Here is a 15,565-nt window from a genome sequence, read left to right on the forward strand (position 1 = left end):
AGAGCGCACCTCGGACACGTAGGCTTGCCCGATGTCCGGAGACCGCCGCACGACCCCCGATGCCTTCGTCCGTGTGCGCGGAGCGAACGAGAACAACCTCCGGAACGTCGACGTCGACGTTCCGCGCGACGCGATCGTCGCGTTCACCGGGGTGTCGGGCTCAGGCAAGTCGTCGCTCGCGTTCGGGACGATCTTCACTGAGGCGCAACGCAGGTATCTCGAGTCCGTGGCCCCTTACGCCCGGCGCTTGATCCAGCAGGGCCACAATCCGCACGTCGAGTCGATCACGGGGCTTCCGCCGGCCGTCGCCCTGCAGCAGCGTCGCGGTGCGCCCAGCTCGCGCTCGAGCGTCGGCACCGTGACGACGCTGTCGAACTCGCTGCGGATGCTGTTCTCGCGCGCCGGCACGTTGCCCGACGGGTTCACCGACCGGCTCGACTCCGACGCCTTCTCCCCCAACACCGCCGCCGGCGCGTGCCCGGAGTGCCACGGCATCGGCGTCGCGCACACGGTCACCGAGGAGACCCTCGTGCCCGATCCCTCCCTCAGCATCCGCGACGGCGCGATCGCCGCGTGGCCGGGCGCGTGGCAGGCGAAGAACCTCCGCGACATCACCATCGCCCTCGGCTACGACGTCGACCGCCCGTGGCGCGACCTCGACCCCGCCGACCGCGAGTGGATCCTGTTCACCGACGAGCAGCCCATCGTCGAGATCGCGCCGCAGCGCGACCGCGTGGCCAAGCCCTATAAGGGCATGTTCTGGAGCGCGAAGAAGTACGTCTTCCACACCCTCGCCGATTCGAACAGCGCGAAGATGCGTGAGCGGGTGCTGCGGTTCGTCCGCACGGGCATCTGCCCGCTGTGCGGCGGGTCGGGTCTGCGGCGCGAGGCGCTCGCGGTCACCTTCGCCGGCCGCACCATCGCCGAGCTGAACGCCCTGCCGATGAGCGAGCTCGCCGACATCCTGCGTCCCACCACGGAGCTGACGGATGCCGCGCCCGCGCTCACGACGTCATCGTCGGGCGAGCGCACGGATGTCGCCGTCGCGATCACCACCGACCTCGTCGCCCGCATCGAGGTGCTCATCGACCTGGGGCTCGGCTACCTCGGGCTCGGTCGCGTGACCACCACCCTCTCCCCCGGCGAGATGCAGCGCCTGCGCCTGGCGACGCAGCTGCGCTCGGGCCTGTTCGGGGTGGTCTACGTGCTCGACGAGCCATCGGCCGGGCTGCATCCCGCCGACGCCGAGCCGCTGCTCGATGTGCTGGAGCAGCTGGCGGCATCGGGGAACTCGGTGTTCGTCGTCGAGCACAACATGGACGTCGTCCGAGGTGCGGACTGGATCGTCGATGTCGGCCCCGGAGCGGGCGAGGGCGGCGGCGAGGTGCTCTATAGCGGAGCCGTCGATGGGCTCGCCGAGGTCACCGCATCAGTGACGCGGCCCTTCTTGTTCCCCGGCACCGAGGGTGGCGCCGTGGAGTCGCGCTTCTTGCGCTCCCCCACCGACTGGCTGACGCTCGAGGGCGCGTCGCTGCACAACCTCGCGAACGTCGACGCGGCGTTCCCGCTCGGGACGTTCGTCGCGGTCACAGGGGTGTCGGGGTCGGGCAAGTCGTCGCTCGTCGGCGGAGTGCTCCACGACGTGGTGCGGCGTCATCTGCGCGGGGATGAGACGGCGGACCAGTCGCACGACGAGACGACGGATGCCACAGAGCCGGGCGAGGCGGGCCCGGTCGAGGCGCTGCCGGACGGGCAGGCCGAGGTCCCCGCGGTGCGAGCGGTCACCGGCCTCGATCACATCGACCGTCTGGTGCGCGTCGATCAGAAGCCGATCGGACGTACGCCGCGCTCGAACCTGGCGACGTACACGGGCCTGTTCGATGCGGTGCGCGCGGTCTTCGCCGGCACCGACCTCGCACACGAGCGCGGGTACACCGCCGGCCGCTTCTCGTTCAACGTCGCGGGAGGCCGCTGCGAGACCTGCCTCGGCGAGGGTTACGTCTCGGTCGAGCTGCTGTTCCTGCCCGGCAGCTACGGAAAGTGCCCGACGTGCGACGCCGCTCGGTACAACGCCGAGACGCTCGAGGTCACCTACCGCGGCAAGAACATCGCCGACGTGCTCGCCCTCACCGTCGATGACGCTGCCGGCTTCCTCGAGCCGGTGCCCGCGGCATCCCGGAGCCTGCGCACTCTGCGCGATGTCGGCCTCGGCTACCTGCGACTCGGTCAGCCGGCCACCGAGCTGTCGGGCGGCGAGGCCCAGCGCATCAAGCTCGCAACCGAGCTGCAGCGCGCCCGTCGCGGTCACACCCTCTACCTGCTCGACGAGCCCACCACCGGACTGCATCCCGCCGATGTGCGCCTGCTGCTCGCGCAGCTGCACACACTCGTGGACGCCGGCAACACGGTGGTCGCGGTCGAACACGACATGGATGTCGTCGCCTCAGCCGACTGGGTCATCGACCTCGGCCCGTCCGGCGGCGACGCCGGCGGGCGCATCATGGCTGCGGCCGCGCCCGCCGAGCTCGTCCGGCATCCCTCCAGCCGGACGGCGCCGTATCTCGCTCGGGTCCTCGCGAACGTCATTTCCGCACCAGCTGAATAGCACGCGGAAGCCGAAAACCGGAAACCGCTTGTAATTAAGGTGAACGCCCGTGTTACTATCGCCACGTATGTAGCCAGATGTGGCAATAGGCCGCACGTGGGGGGTCATCGGTTTCACCAAGCGTGGCAGTTTCGTCGAGTTCTGATGGCTCTTCGTATCCCGCTCACACGCGTCTGATCGCCTGCATTGCCGCCGGGATCCCGGCCACGGGAAGGGGGTGGAATCGATGACTTTGGAACAGCTCGAAGCGCTTGACGCGAGTTCGGAGGCGGCGGAAATGGCCGCCAGCCTCGGCAGCCAGTCCTGCTGACAGATAAGCGGGCGGACGCGACCGCGTCCGCCCGCTCCGCTTCCCCTCGACGAGGAGGTCTTCGTGAACGCATTGACCCGCGTGCTCCATGCCCCGAACACCGCGGCATCGATCGGCGTCCCGGCATGGTTCGACGACGTGGCCGTCGATAACTTCCTGGACAGTGGGTTGGTGGCCGTCACGGACGACGACGCGTGCCACGTCGGCTTCTCGCTCGCGCCCGAGCACCCGACCGCCACATGCTTCGTCGCGATCCCCGACGGACATGACGCGCCCGGCTGGGTGGCATCCGCCTTGACGGAAGCCGCGGCCGGGGCCCGGATGCGCGGGGCCGACCGGTTCGAAGCCTGGGTTCCGGCGTGGAACGCGGCAATCGTGCACGCAGCCGCACAGTCGATGACCCGGGAGGGCGTCCTGGAGAAGGCCGTCTTCGCTTACGGCGAGCGCTGGGATCTGATCCTCTACTCCGTCCCCGGCGGTGGACGATGACGCTCGACGCGCTCGACAATCCCGGCGATCTCGATGTCTCGGTGGAGCGCAGCTTCGAGCAGTCGCTGATCCGCAATGCGCCGCGACTGCTTCACCGGCTGACCGAGCAATGCACACTCCACAGCGCCGAGATCGAGTTGGCGCAGTCTCTCCGGCTCGCACGGAATCTCGAACGGCTCGCGAGCGTTCCGGCTCGGCGCCAGAGCCACCCCGCAACGGTGTACACCTTTCTGCCGCGCAACAATCTTCTGTATTCGATCGCCCTGTACTGCCTGATCCCTCTCTCCCTCGGGCTCCCGGTGCAGGCGCGACCGCCCGCGGCGCTCTCGGGTCTGGTCACCGAGCTCTGGCAGCTGACCGGGCTCGACCGCTTCGGAAGCGCCCACCTTCGCGACGAATCGCAGCGGGATTTCACCTCGCGTTCCTCAGCCGAGGACGTGCTGATCTTCACGGGACGAAGCGAGAACGGCCGCCGTGTCGAGGCGCAGACGTCGCATCGGGCCTTCATCGGATTCGGGTCCTCGCTGAATCCGGCCATCGTGATGCCCGGGGCGGATCTTTCGAAAGCCAGCGACGACCTCGTCTTCGCGCGCCTGTACAACTCCGGCGCCGACTGCCTGGCTCCGGACTCGGTCTTCGTACACGAGTCGGTGTACGCGGAGTTCCACGAGCGGCTGACCGCCCGGTTGACGCTGCTCGAGATGACCGATCGCAGATCCGCCGGCACGATCGCGCATGCTCCGAGCCCAGACGAACGAACCGCGACGCAGGGGCGACAGTTCCTCGCCGAGATGGCGGATCGCACGACATGGTCGGGTCCTGACTGCGACTCGCCCGATTTCGTTCCGACAACCGTGACGACGAGCGACCTCGCCGAGGCCTCGCATACCGAGCTCTTCTCCCCCGTCTTCAACGTCGTGACGTTCTCATCGTGGGAGCGTCTCCTCGAGACCTTCGCCGCTGCACCCTACGCGGGCAGTGAGATGTACCTCAGCCTCTACGGCGGCGCCGGGGGGCCGGTGCCGGACGCCTACCGGCTGTGCCCGTCGTCTACGCCGTTTCACCACGAGGCGGCATTGCGGCCCTTCGGCGGCTACGGTGCGGACGCGACCTGGCTCACGGTCGACGGGATGACGACAGGCAGACCCGTCAGTGTGTTCCACACGCTGAGGAGGGAACTGTGCGCGTGACCATGGTCGCCACGGGGGCTGTCTCCGCCGCGCACTTGCCGATGTACCTCTCCTGGCTACGTCGCCGGGAGGCGCACGGTCTCGAACGCATCGTGATGACCCGCTCCGCCTCGCAGTTCGTGAGTCCCCTGTCGCTGCGCAGCATCGCCCGGGTTCCGGTGATACAGGACGACTGGGAGTCGTTCTCGACCGCCGACCTGCACCATGTCGAACTGGGCGAGTCGAGCGATGTGATCCTCGTCTACCCGGCGACCGTGAACTATCTGATGCGCATCAGCCTGCTCGCCTTCGACACCCCGTCGGTGGCCGCTATCGCGACGGGCGAATGCACGACGGTTCTCTGCCCGTCGCTACCACCGCGGATCGTCGCGCATCCGTTGTACACGGCAGCGCGGCAGCGGATCGAGTCCGTGCCTCGGTATCGGATGGTCGAGCCGGTCGTCGGGGAGAGCCTCGCGAGCGCGGCACCCGGATCCGTGCCGCCGCCGCTGTGGGAGTTGTGGCCCGAACTGGAAGGGATGGTGACTCAGCCATGACATACCTCGACGACCTCGCAGACCCCGTGATGACCGCTCCCATCACTCTCTGGCGCCCCGAGGGGCAGGACTTCCCGATCGACCCGCGGTTCTTCGGCCCTCTGGGACAGCGATCGCCGGATCCGACGTCGGATTGGGGCATCTGGCGTGTCATACGCGGGCGCCGCCCGCTGCCCGCTCAGGGCTTCAAGATCCATCTCACCCCGTGCTTCGACGAGTTCGACGAGGTCCTCGCCATCGCCGAGCGGGTCGCGCAGGAGTTCGAGCTCACACTGAAGCACGTCGCGCGACGCGAGTTCCTGTGGGCGCTGTACTCCAAGAACGCCCCACGGGCGAATGCCGGTAAGGCGATCGTGCTCTACCCGCGACCCGAGGACCTGGCCAGATGCCTCGTGTCGCTCCGGAGGGCGCTCGGTCCGCGTTCCGGGCCTCCTGTCGCCGGCGACCACTCCCTCAGCGACACGATCATCCACTGCAGATTCGGCGCGTTCGAGTTCTCGGATGCGACGGAGTTCAACGAATGGGGACAGGCGCTGATCGAGGGGCCCGACGGGACGCTGCGGCCTGATGCCCGCGCTGTGGTGCCGGTAGCGGCCGATAAGGATCAGCTGTTCGAGCTGACCGGTCTCCGCTTCGACGCTGAGCCTCATGCACTCCCGGACAGGTATCGCGTGCGCGCTGCCGTCGCGGTGCACGCGGGCGGCGGGACCTACCTCGCCGACGACCTCGCAACGGGTGACAGAGTGGTCATCAAACGCGGCATCCGTTTCATCGGCCTCGACGGCCATGGCACCGACGCGGCGCAGCGGATCCGCGACGAGGCGGCGACTCTTCGGTCGATGGCCGACAGCCCCGAGCTGGATGGTCGCGTCCCGCGGCTCGTCGACACCTTCGAGATCGGCACGAGCAGTTTCCTGGTCGAGACCAGGGTCGACGGAGTCACGCTTTTCGAATGGGTGGCCTCGAACAGCCCGGTGTACGCGGGCATCGACCGGGGTACCGACGAGTACCAGGGTCTTGCCGCGACGTATTCCCTGCGCGTAGCGACGATCGGCGATCGATTGCGCGAACTCGTCGTCGATCTGTCGCGAGCAGGCATCACGCACAACGACCTCCAGCCCGCGAACGTGCTCGTCACGGATGCGGGAGTCGCTCTCGTCGACTTCGAAGCGGCGAGCCGCGGGGGGCCGTCGGGTGTCCGCGGAGTGCCGTGGGTGTACGGAACCCGGCGCGAATACTCGACCGGGAGCGATGTCGACGCAGTCGACCGGCTCATGGCCTATGCCTACTGGCCCCCGGTGGTCTCGGCGCACCTCGACCCCGACTGGAGATCGAGGTTCACGGCAGGCGTGCAACGTTACTTCTCCGGCCATGCGCCGACATCGCACGCGACGACCGGCGGTCACGCCGGGTCTCCGGCCACGCCACCCGCGGCTGCGGACATCTATCGGGCTTACGCGAGAGCATGCCGCCATTACCTGGATACCGGAGTCGGTCTACCGCATCCGCTGCGCTCGCCGCGAGGAAATCTCGACAACCGCCCCGTCGCAAGCCTCGGATCGGGCCTCCTCAGCCTGCTCTTCCTCCCCCGCGACGACGACGAGGTGCGCTCGGCGCAAGAACGGCTGATCGACGTCCTCGCAGGGGGCCCGTCTCGGCCGTTGCGTGTCTCCGACCTCGGACTCATCGGCGGAGTCGGCCTGCTCCCGGCAGCTCTCCGACGCCACGGCGAGAGAGACACCGCAGCGCAGTGGTCGGAGGCCTACCTGGACCGCCTCGAGGCCACTGAGGTGGATGCGCTCAGCTCGCGGTTGGACACGGGACTATCGGGCATCCTGACCGCCATTCTCCTCGGCACCGAGGGGCGACCGTCGGGTCGTGCCGCGGCCGTCGCGGACCGCGTCGGGAAGGAGCTCGAGACCCGAGCCCGACATCTGCTGCGCAGCGACCTCGGGCGGTCGCCCGACGCCGAGCAGCGTGGCTTGATGGGCGGTGGCCCGGGGGTCGCCCTCGCGCTTTCCCTGTGGGCCCGGTCGCACGGGGGCGATGCCGGTCTCTCGTACGACCTCATCGACAGCGAGCGGCGCCGATATCAGGTCGTCAATCGTGCGCTCTACTTCGTGGACGGAGACAAGAAGTTCCGTCCGTACCTCGACCGGGGCAACGCCGGGCTGCTCGTCGCCGCGTCGGCGGTCCTCCCGGCGAACGAACTGGCGAATCCGCGCTGGCAGCGGATCGCGGCCGGGCTCAAGACAGCCCTGGGGGTAGCGCCGGGCCTCATGACGGGAGCAGCCGGGCTGCTGTTCGCCGCGAGTGTCGTCAACGCGCGTCTCGGACACCTTCCGGGCCGGATCGACTCGGCCGGGCTGTTCGCCGACCTCCGATCGATGCTCGTGCAGACGCCCCATGGTCCGTTGACACCGGGGGGCCTCGGCCGCCGGGTTGCCCTCGACGGGGCGACGGGAGCGGGCGGGGTCGCGGTCGCGGTCGCGACTCACCGCGGCGATCTCTCGCTCGCCGGTCTGATCGACAACCGAACCCACTATGGAGAGCGCGCACATGCCCCTGTCACTATCCACTGAGCGCCGACTCGATGGTCGCCGTGTGACCGCGATCGACCCGTCGCTCCCGGCATCCCAGCTGCTCGACTCGTTGAGGGAGCGGTGGGACCGACATGAGGTGATCCTCGTCGACTCCGCATCAGCGCCCGTCGGCGAGGCCCGGCTCGACGTCGACGGGTCGGATGTGGCGCTGCTTCAGCGCACCAGCGGAACCACGGGCGTGCCGAGGATGTTCGCATTCGCGCGTGCAGGCGTCCGAGAGCACGCCGCCGCTACGGCTCGCGCGATGGACGTGCGGCCGGGATGCCGCGTAGCCATGGCGATTCGCGCGGGGACGGCGTACTACACCAGCGTCGTGCTGATGTCGCTGTTCAACGACACCGCGCTGGTCGTCTTCGACCCGCTCGACATCGACTCGGCGATCCGGGCCATCCTGGAGCGTCGCATCGACACCTTCGACGCCGGTGTGCGCTTCTGGCAGACCATCGCGCGGAAAGCACGGCGCGACCCCGCCGTCCTCGATGCCCTCGCCGACCTCTCCGTGCGCGGGGTCGGCGGCGATCCGCTCCCTCGCTCCGTCGAAGCGCACTACCGAGACAACGGGATACCGCTGGCCAACGGGTACGGACTCACCCAGGCCGGTCCGAATGTCGCGATCGGGTTGCACGCCTCGGCGACGGAGGGCAGCTGCGGCCGACCGCTGGACGGCGTCGAGTGCACCATCCGCGACGGCGAGCTCGTGATCCGGTCACCGTTCGCCGCCCTCGGAGAGGTCGTGAATCACCGGATCGTGGATCCGCCCGAAAGGGACGACGACGGCTGGCTGCGCACGGGCGACGGAGCTCAGATCATCGACGGTGAGATCGTTCCCCTCGGCCGGTTGCGCGATCAGGCGGGAACGGCGTCATGACATCCGCACCGGCACGGGCCGTCATCGCGGCGACCAGCGTGAGCTCGCCACGAAGCGAGCGGTTCGACGTCGGCCTTGCCGACGTGGGCGACGATGTCGAATGGGACCCGGATGCCGCCGCGCATGAGCTCCGCGACGCATGCATCAGCAGCGCGCTCAACGCGGCTCAGGCCAAGGGCTACGTCATCGGTCGCAGGGTCGTCGTCATCGTCGGCGCGCAGTGCATCGGGGCGGACCCGGCCACCTCGCGCTACTACCCGGTGAGTCCCGAGCGGCATGTGAAGGCACTGCTCCCCGGGTCCGAGGTCACGTCGCTGGTGCTCTCGCATGCGTGCGCTTCGACCGGTGTCGCCGCCGGCGTGGCCGCCGATCTCTGCCGTGCGGGGGCAGCCGACACGGTCGTGGTGTGCTCATCCTCCATCGACGGGTCGCTCGAAGAGGACACGTTCCGAGACGCACGGGCATGGGCGCCCGAGGTGCGCCCCTTCGATCAGGCCGCAGCCGGCACACGCGTCTACGGTTTCGCCGGCGCGTTGATCGTCCAGGCCGCCCCGACTCCCCTCGGTGATGACCCGGTCATCACCGGATGGCACGCACGCAGCATCGGCGGCAAGACCGTCTCGGACCCCGACGAGGAATATCTCGTGATGAGCGAATCCGCACGAAAGGCGGGCCGAGCGCCCACCCTCGTGATCGCGCACGCGACGGGCACGAAGCAGGGCGATCAGGCCGAACTGCAGGCGATCGCACGGTATGCCGAGACGTACGGCCTGGCGGTCGACGTGCTCGCCAACAAAGGCGCCGTGGGTCACGCGGTGTTCGCCGCGGGTGTCGCGTCGATCGTCACCGCCGTGCGCGTTCTCTCCGGTGTACCTGTCGGGGGCAGTTTCGGACTTCGCGAGCCGCTCGCCGCTCCCGGCAGCATCCGGCTTCTCGCGGAGGCGGAGGGCGAAGCCCGCCTCGATCTGTCCGACCGGCACCGGGCGGCATTGGTCAACGGATTCGGATTCTCGGGCAGCAATGTCGCTTTGATCATCGAAACAGAAGGAGAGAACCATGACTGACTCGGAACTGTACGACTTCGTGCGCGTCGAGGCCGGCCGGATCAACGAGGAGAGCTACGCGGATGTCGTCGTCTCCGACGACACCGTCCTCGCCGACGACCTCGACATCGACTCGCTCGCGATGCTCGAGCTGTGCATCCGTGTCGAAGAGGTGTTCGGGGTGGCTGTGGGCGACGAAGTGGCCGCGGAGATCAAGACCGTGGGAGACCTGCGTCGGTTCCTCGACTCCGCCGAGACGGTCAGCGCTTAGCGGCAGCGGAGGAACCGACGTGGAGCCCGACACCAGCTGGCGAAGCCATCTGCACGGCAAGTGGACGTATCTGCGGCGATCTGCCGAGGCGGGATCGTCGCAGGACTACAGCAGATTCGACATCCACCGACTGTCCGACGGCGATCCGGTCGGACGCATCGATTCGCGGCAGACATTCCCCCGCGTGTTCCAGATCGGCATCGAGCTGGATGATCGGGCGCTCTCGAGCGGCGCGGGGCTGGACGCCGCCATCACGTTGGGTGCATGGCTGTTCGACTTCCGCGAGGCGTACGCGCTTGCGGTGATCACCTCGGTCGAGAACAGGCCGCTCGACGGTTTGTTCCGCCTGGGGGTCGCGCGCCAGACGGCAGTCTCGCCGTCGTATCTCGGTCAGGGGTCGCTGTCGCGCACCGCGCGATGGGGCATGGTCACGAAAGAGGATTTCGAGCCGGCCAACACCCTCCTGTCGCGCATTCGGGAGCGGTATCCCCCGCTCCCCTCCCGCGCGATGGCGAGCGAGCCGGCATGACGGTCCTCATCGTCGGCGGCGGCAGAGGCATCGGCGCGTCCCTCGTGAGTGCACTCGACCGCCGCGGCGTCGAGGGCGTGTTCACCTATCGATCGAGCAGAACTCGCGCGACACGCCTGGCCGCAAGATGCTCGGGCTGGCAGGCGCGGCAGCTCGACCTCCTCGACGAGCCCGAGCCCAGGCCCGCCGGGATCCTGGCAGCGCTGGGCGGGAAGATCTCGACAGTGCTCCTGTGCGCTGCGGCGGGCCTCGAGAGCGAGCCCGATGCGACCGGAGCTCGGACAGTCAACGCCACGGCGCCCGCGAACCTGGTCCGCGGCATCGCGGACACGAACCGCGTTCCGTTCGGAGTGGTCTACGTGACATCCACGGACGCCCACAACCATCTGCCGGATCGACCCGACGACGAGGAGCCCGATATGTACGAGCTGACGGCACGCACCAAACGAGAGGGAGAGTCGTTGCTGGCTTCCGTCGCGGACGCATCGAGCACATGCCGTTCGTTCACCGCGGTCGTGGCCGACCTCGTCGTGCCTTCGACCGCCCACACCATCTACCGCCGGCGAGATCCCGACCTTGTCGATCGCTTGGTCTCGGCCGGCCGGTGGGTCGATCTCGCCGCGGTCACCGACCGGTTGGTCGACGCGACACTGATGTCCGAACGCGGCGAACGCCTGCCGCGCGTCATCCGGGTGCAGCATGACGCTTGATCTCGACGCACCGCGGGCCGCGTTCCCCGGCACGCCTTCCGGATCGGGCGCCTACTTTCTGCCGTCGATCGGCGAGTACCCCATCTACGACGACGCCGCCTATCAGTTCATGATGGACGATGAGCCTCGGGTGCGCGCTTTCGAGGAGGCTCTGGCCGACGCCGTCTCCGCGGACTCGGTCGTCGTCGAGCTGGGCTGTGGCCGGCAAGCCCCGTGGGCACGCCTTGCGGCACGGCTCGGCGCGCGCCGAGTGGTCGCCGTCGAGCAGCTGGACCACGTCCGCGAGGCCCTGACCGCCGAACTGGCGAACGAGCCCCGATATGCATCGATCGATGTTCTCTCCTACGACGAGTATGTCGAATCGGAGATCCGCCCCACGATCCTCGTGAGCGAGATCGTCGGTGCCATCGGCAGCTCCGAAGGGGCTGAGCAGGTGGTGGGCCGAGAGATCCGACGTATCGGCGACCCCGGGATGCTCGTCGTCCCGCAGGGCTGGATCACGAGCGTGAGCGCGTTCAGCTGGCGGCGGATGCTGAGGGGCGCCGAGCCCGTGTTCGCGCGCGAAGCCCATCGTTATCGCCGTGCGCTCGCGGAGACCGTCGGCTGCGGCGACGTGCGGCTGTGCGTCGTGGGGCGGCAGGTCCAGCTTGGCCTGCTGTCCCGCCCTACCACCGTGGAGACAGCGAATTTCAGCGGGAGCTTCTCGGAAGTCGCATCCGCTCCGGCCGAGGTGGCGGTGTCGCGTCCGGGGACGCTGGACTCACTGCTGTTGTCGGTGGCGGTGAAGATCGGGACGCACTCCGTCGACAGCCTGAGCTCGCGGTCGAGCTGGTTGCCCCTCGTCGTTCCCCTCGGCAGCACGGAGCTGCCGGTACGTGAGGGCGACACGATCGACGTGCGGATGCACCGGAGGCTCGAGACGAATCCGGTGTGCCCCGACTACATCGTCGACTGGCGTCTCCGACGCGACGGCGAAGAGATCGCTCACGGAACCGCCGAATTGCCCTGGCGACCCGACCCGCACGCCACGAGCAGCGCCCTGCACGTCAGCCTGACGAACAGCGACTCCCCTCTGATCGGAGACAGCCATGACCACTGAGCACACCGTCGCGGCGAATGTCTCGCTGGATTACCCGTCATGGCACGTGACGATGGGCGAGATCGTCCTCGCCGCGTGCCATCTGCACAGCCCCGACCTCGAAGACGATTTCGATGTCTGGTTCGACTGCGGCCCGCTCCTCGACTGGATCTCCGTCGAGTACCCGCGACGCCGATACAGCCCGGGCTACCGCGTCGTGCCCACCGAGCTCATGAACGCGGACGCGTGCCGGGCCTTCGGGCTGCTGGCGAAAGCGGGGTTCGACGGCAGTGCGTTCGCGGTGGGAGCCACCGACCCCACCCTCGTGCATGTCGCCGCCAGCGCCCACGACGGCGAGCGTACTGCGCTCATCATCCGCGTCCGGAGAACGCCCTCGGGCACCTGGGACGTCACTTCCTCGGCTTTGTCGGGACACCCCGCGTGACGTCGGAACTCGCTTGGGGTCCGGCGGCGGCGGCGCTGCGCGACCTGGGCGACCTGCACGTGTTCGGCCTGCCGCTCGACGCACCGGGCCTCCTCGACGCTTGCACTCGCGAAGAGCGGTCGGTCTTCAGCGACGAGCGCACCGCCGCGTTCGCCGCGTTCGGGCGCGCGACTCTCCAGCCCGACGCGTTGACGGTGCTCAGCCTCGAGACCGGGCCCTCGTTCGTCAACGCGCTCCTCGGGCTGTCCGAAGCAGCGTCAGGTCGCGTGCCCCTGCTGGTCGTCGTCGAGGCGGCCGCACCGGAGCGGCGGGGGTGGGGCGCGTTCCAGGATCTGCCGATAGAGGACATCTGCCGATCCCTGAAGATGCCGACGAGGACGATCGAGAACTCAGCCGATCTCATCGCGGGGATCACCGCCGCTTCGCGGCAGGCGTTCCGCCACCGCTCGCCGGCGGTCGCGGTGGTGCGCACGCGCACGGGGTCGGACGAGGAGCACGGAGACGGGACCCGGCGCCGGTGGTCTCGCGATCGGAGCGTTTCGATCCCGGCAACACGGGAATCGATGTCCGCTCTGCGGGCGGTCGACGAGCTTCGGGATGCCGCGGCCCAACGCGCGCGGATCGCGGTGATCGTCGGCGGGGGCGCGAAGCGGGCGCACGTCCGCGGCGGGGATCTCGACGCCTTCGCGGCTCAGCTCGGCGCGTCGACGCTGGTGACCGCTTCGGGCCGAGGCGCGATCGACGAGTCGAGCGAGAGCTTCGTCGGCCTGGCCGGGCTCTATGCGACGCCGGAAGGCCTCGATGCGCTCGCGGCGGCAGATGTCGTCGTGTCGCTCGGATCAGCGCTCGAGGAAACCGTGCGCGAGAGGTGGGCGCCGAAACAGGGCGCCACGCTCCTCGTGGTCGACGAGTCCGAGGTCAGCTGCCCGGCCCACGACGGCCGGAGGATCGACGTCACGTCCGACGCAGCGGCGTTCTTGGCGCTCGCCCGCGACGGGCTCGGGGCCTCCGCAGCGCCGCCCCGGCTCCGCGCGGCCCGGCCGATCAGGCAGCAGGGCGTGTCCGAGGTGGCCGCGACATGGGCTCAGATCGAGGGCATCATGGTCGATGGACACTTCGACATCGTCTGCATCGAGAACGGCCTCACGGACATGTGGGGTTACGACCCGCGCTTCCTCACGGTTCCGCCGTCGACGTCACTCGTCGTCGCTGCCGAGCAAGCGGCCATGGGTGCCGCGCTCTGCGGCTCGCTCGGCGCGAAGCGCTCGCAGAAGGCCCTCGTGATCTGCGGCGATGCGACCCTCCGCATGCATCTGGCGGCCGTGACGGACGCGGTGGAGAATCACCGGCCCATCGCTTACGTCGTGTCGAGCAACTCCGGAATGGGCTGGCCTTCTCTGTCGAGGACCGACCCCGAGCTCACGACGTTCGCGTGGAACCGTCGCCTGCCCGCCGTGCTGTCGTCACTCGGCGTCGATGTGATCACACCCGCAGAACTCCGGTCACAGAAGCACCTCTCGGCACCCGCTGCGACATTTTTCGACGTCCATCCTGCGGCACCGCCCTGGGAGTCATGACGCTCCGGCGCCGATATCGACCCAGCCGAGATTCGCCACCGCGTTCACCGCGAGCAGGAACCCCACAATGCCGATGATCCAGGCTGTCGTCGCCTGAGCGTTGCGCGTGAGCCACCGATCGAGCCGCGTGAGCGGTCCTTCGAGCGCATCGTGCGCAACCATCCGCCCGACCAGGAGGACGAGGGCCGGCAGGACCATGACGACGCAGTATCCCGCGATCGTCACCACCGACAGGCCCGGGCCGACGCCTGCGGCCGCCACGATGCCGATCGCCGCGAGATAGGGAACCATCGTGGCGAGTTCGAGCACGACCGCTACGAGTGCCAGACTCACCAGACCGAGTGTCGCCCCGCGCGTGCGCCCGTCCTCCATGATCCGGTTCCGCCAGTTCAGAATCCTCCCGCCACCGGCCGCCGCGCGCGCCGCCGCGCGAGCACGCGCCTTCTTCGTGTCCATCAGCCAGCTCACCGCCATCAGCACGATGCCGAGCATGAGGACCGCGATCAGGAAGCCAGGCGAATCCCATACGGCTCGCGTTCGCGTGACGATCGCGGAGAGACCGAGATACAGCAGAACTCCCACGAGGAAGTAGGCCGCAGCGACGGTCGCGAGGTATCCGACGACGCGACCTGCGCGGACCCGTCCTGGAGCTGTGAGAAGCCACACGGGAATCAGCAGCGTGCCGAAGCTCGTCGAGTCGACGAGCGCAAGGACGACGAGGGTTCCGAGGGTGCCGGCATCCATCAGGACGGCCCGAGCTGGAGCCTGCGTTCGCACACCGCGGTCGAAGCGCCTCCCTCGGCACGGTGGGTCGCGACTTCTTCACCGTCGACGAGGATGCGACATTCGATCCACGTGGCCCCCGGTCCCGCGTCGACCTCGATCCGACTTCCGCGGAATGGGAACGCCACATCCGTCGGCACGCTGAATTCGTGCTCGAACGGCAGCTCGACCGAGTCCTCCGCGAAGCTCTGACTGTCGCGGGGCGCGTCGACGGTCACCGAGATCGCGCCGGACTTCGCGGCGTCGCTCGTCACGATCGCGGTCACCACGATGTCGGTGCCGGTGCCCTCGGACCCATCGCCCCCGGCAGGCGGGGCGGGCGTCGCCGGACCGGTCGCCGTGAGTCCTTCGATGGTGTCGTCGATCACGCCGCATCCGGACGCTGCCACCGTCAGCCCGCCGACCATCGCAACCGCCAGGATCGTCTTCCGGAGTGCCTTCATCGCGTCGCTCCCCTGCCTTGGTCATCATCGCCGGCATTACTAAGTCGTTCGCACCAGTTAATCATGGCACGAACGGGCATCCATC

The 15,565-nt window shown here is 68.7% G+C and carries 16 protein-coding genes; 14 read left to right on the top strand and 2 right to left on the bottom strand.

The window, feature by feature from the left end; all coding sequences use genetic code 11:
* Positions 1–31 precede the first annotated feature (31 nt).
* From C3481_RS04020 to C3481_RS04075, 14 genes are all read left to right on the top strand, one after another.
* Complete coding sequence (locus tag C3481_RS04020; RefSeq protein WP_103840871.1) at positions 32–2,605, top strand: excinuclease ABC subunit UvrA; 2,574 nt, start codon at positions 32–34, stop codon at positions 2,603–2,605.
* Between the two features lie 226 nt (positions 2,606–2,831).
* Positions 2,832–2,915, top strand: coding sequence for a microvionin family RiPP (locus C3481_RS16860; RefSeq protein WP_368730587.1), 84 nt, complete (start codon positions 2,832–2,834; stop codon positions 2,913–2,915).
* 63 nt (positions 2,916–2,978) lie between these two features.
* A complete protein-coding gene (locus C3481_RS04025; RefSeq protein ID WP_023951649.1) occupies positions 2,979–3,404 on the top strand; it encodes a hypothetical protein in 426 nt (141 codons plus the stop codon).
* Entirely contained in the window at positions 3,401–4,594 is a 1,194-nt protein-coding gene (locus C3481_RS04030; protein ID WP_064956878.1) for an aldehyde dehydrogenase family protein, read from the top strand. The genes C3481_RS04025 and C3481_RS04030 overlap by 4 nt, the downstream gene beginning before the upstream one ends.
* Positions 4,585–5,130, top strand: coding sequence for a flavoprotein (locus C3481_RS04035; RefSeq protein ID WP_103840874.1), 546 nt, complete (start codon positions 4,585–4,587; stop codon positions 5,128–5,130). Before C3481_RS04030 ends, C3481_RS04035 begins: the two co-directional genes overlap by 10 nt.
* The gene (locus C3481_RS04040) at positions 5,127–7,712 is read left to right on the top strand and encodes a phosphotransferase (RefSeq protein ID WP_103840876.1); all 2,586 of its coding nucleotides are present in this window, start codon (positions 5,127–5,129) and stop codon (positions 7,710–7,712) included. The genes C3481_RS04035 and C3481_RS04040 overlap by 4 nt, the downstream gene beginning before the upstream one ends.
* A 22-nt stretch (positions 7,713–7,734) precedes the next feature.
* On the top strand, positions 7,735–8,601 hold the full coding sequence (locus C3481_RS04045; protein WP_181021878.1) for an AMP-binding protein: 867 nt from the start codon (positions 7,735–7,737) through the stop codon (positions 8,599–8,601).
* Complete coding sequence (locus C3481_RS04050; protein WP_103840880.1) at positions 8,598–9,665, top strand: hypothetical protein; 1,068 nt, start codon at positions 8,598–8,600, stop codon at positions 9,663–9,665. Before C3481_RS04045 ends, C3481_RS04050 begins: the two co-directional genes overlap by 4 nt.
* A complete protein-coding gene (locus C3481_RS04055; protein WP_103840882.1) occupies positions 9,658–9,915 on the top strand; it encodes an acyl carrier protein in 258 nt (85 codons plus the stop codon). Before C3481_RS04050 ends, C3481_RS04055 begins: the two co-directional genes overlap by 8 nt.
* Before the next feature lie 19 nt (positions 9,916–9,934).
* Positions 9,935–10,444 (top strand): hypothetical protein, encoded by a 510-nt coding sequence (locus tag C3481_RS04060; protein WP_064956882.1) that lies wholly within the window; start codon positions 9,935–9,937, stop codon positions 10,442–10,444.
* Positions 10,441–11,154, top strand: coding sequence for a hypothetical protein (locus tag C3481_RS04065; RefSeq protein ID WP_064956883.1), 714 nt, complete (start codon positions 10,441–10,443; stop codon positions 11,152–11,154). Before C3481_RS04060 ends, C3481_RS04065 begins: the two co-directional genes overlap by 4 nt.
* Positions 11,144–12,253 (top strand): hypothetical protein, encoded by a 1,110-nt coding sequence (locus C3481_RS04070; protein ID WP_103840884.1) that lies wholly within the window; start codon positions 11,144–11,146, stop codon positions 12,251–12,253. Before C3481_RS04065 ends, C3481_RS04070 begins: the two co-directional genes overlap by 11 nt.
* A complete protein-coding gene (locus C3481_RS16495; RefSeq protein ID WP_023951669.1) occupies positions 12,243–12,677 on the top strand; it encodes a hypothetical protein in 435 nt (144 codons plus the stop codon). The genes C3481_RS04070 and C3481_RS16495 overlap by 11 nt, the downstream gene beginning before the upstream one ends.
* A complete protein-coding gene (locus tag C3481_RS04075) occupies positions 12,674–14,254 on the top strand; it encodes a thiamine pyrophosphate-binding protein (RefSeq protein ID WP_181021879.1) in 1,581 nt (526 codons plus the stop codon). The genes C3481_RS16495 and C3481_RS04075 overlap by 4 nt, the downstream gene beginning before the upstream one ends.
* Here C3481_RS04075 and C3481_RS04080 read toward each other — a convergent pair.
* Both C3481_RS04080 and C3481_RS04085 read right to left on the bottom strand, forming a co-directional pair.
* Positions 14,249–14,998 carry a GAP family protein gene (locus C3481_RS04080; RefSeq protein WP_103840888.1) on the bottom strand — a complete coding sequence of 250 codons (750 nt, stop codon included), beginning with the start codon at positions 14,996–14,998 and terminating at the stop codon, positions 14,249–14,251. The two genes, C3481_RS04075 and C3481_RS04080, sit on opposite strands and share 6 nt — an antisense overlap.
* Positions 14,998–15,480 (bottom strand): hypothetical protein, encoded by a 483-nt coding sequence (locus tag C3481_RS04085; RefSeq protein ID WP_103840890.1) that lies wholly within the window; start codon positions 15,478–15,480, stop codon positions 14,998–15,000. The genes C3481_RS04080 and C3481_RS04085 overlap by 1 nt, the downstream gene beginning before the upstream one ends.
* Between the last annotated feature and the right edge of the window lie 85 nt (positions 15,481–15,565).

This window comes from Microbacterium sp. Ru50, from assembly GCF_002920555.1.
Taxonomy (GTDB): Bacteria; Actinomycetota; Actinomycetes; order Actinomycetales; family Microbacteriaceae; genus Microbacterium; species Microbacterium arborescens.

Bases quoted from the DNA above. Each gene is read 5' to 3' on its own strand.
- C3481_RS04070 (WP_103840884.1), top strand. From the start codon at position 11,144: ATGACGCTTGATCTCGACGCACCGCGGGCCGCGTTCCCCGGCACGCCT.
- C3481_RS04030 (WP_064956878.1), top strand. From the start codon at position 3,401: ATGACGCTCGACGCGCTCGACAATCCCGGCGATCTCGATGTCTCGGTG.
- C3481_RS04080 (WP_103840888.1), bottom strand. From the start codon at position 14,998: ATGGATGCCGGCACCCTCGGAACCCTCGTCGTCCTTGCGCTCGTCGAC.
- C3481_RS16860 (WP_368730587.1), top strand. From the start codon at position 2,832: ATGACTTTGGAACAGCTCGAAGCGCTTGACGCGAGTTCGGAGGCGGCG.
- C3481_RS04040 (WP_103840876.1), top strand. From the start codon at position 5,127: ATGACATACCTCGACGACCTCGCAGACCCCGTGATGACCGCTCCCATC.
- C3481_RS16495 (WP_023951669.1), top strand. From the start codon at position 12,243: ATGACCACTGAGCACACCGTCGCGGCGAATGTCTCGCTGGATTACCCG.
- C3481_RS04050 (WP_103840880.1), top strand. From the start codon at position 8,598: ATGACATCCGCACCGGCACGGGCCGTCATCGCGGCGACCAGCGTGAGC.
- C3481_RS04085 (WP_103840890.1), bottom strand. From the start codon at position 15,480: ATGAAGGCACTCCGGAAGACGATCCTGGCGGTTGCGATGGTCGGCGGG.
- C3481_RS04020 (WP_103840871.1), top strand. From the start codon at position 32: ATGTCCGGAGACCGCCGCACGACCCCCGATGCCTTCGTCCGTGTGCGC.
- C3481_RS04065 (WP_064956883.1), top strand. From the start codon at position 10,441: ATGACGGTCCTCATCGTCGGCGGCGGCAGAGGCATCGGCGCGTCCCTC.
- C3481_RS04055 (WP_103840882.1), top strand. From the start codon at position 9,658: ATGACTGACTCGGAACTGTACGACTTCGTGCGCGTCGAGGCCGGCCGG.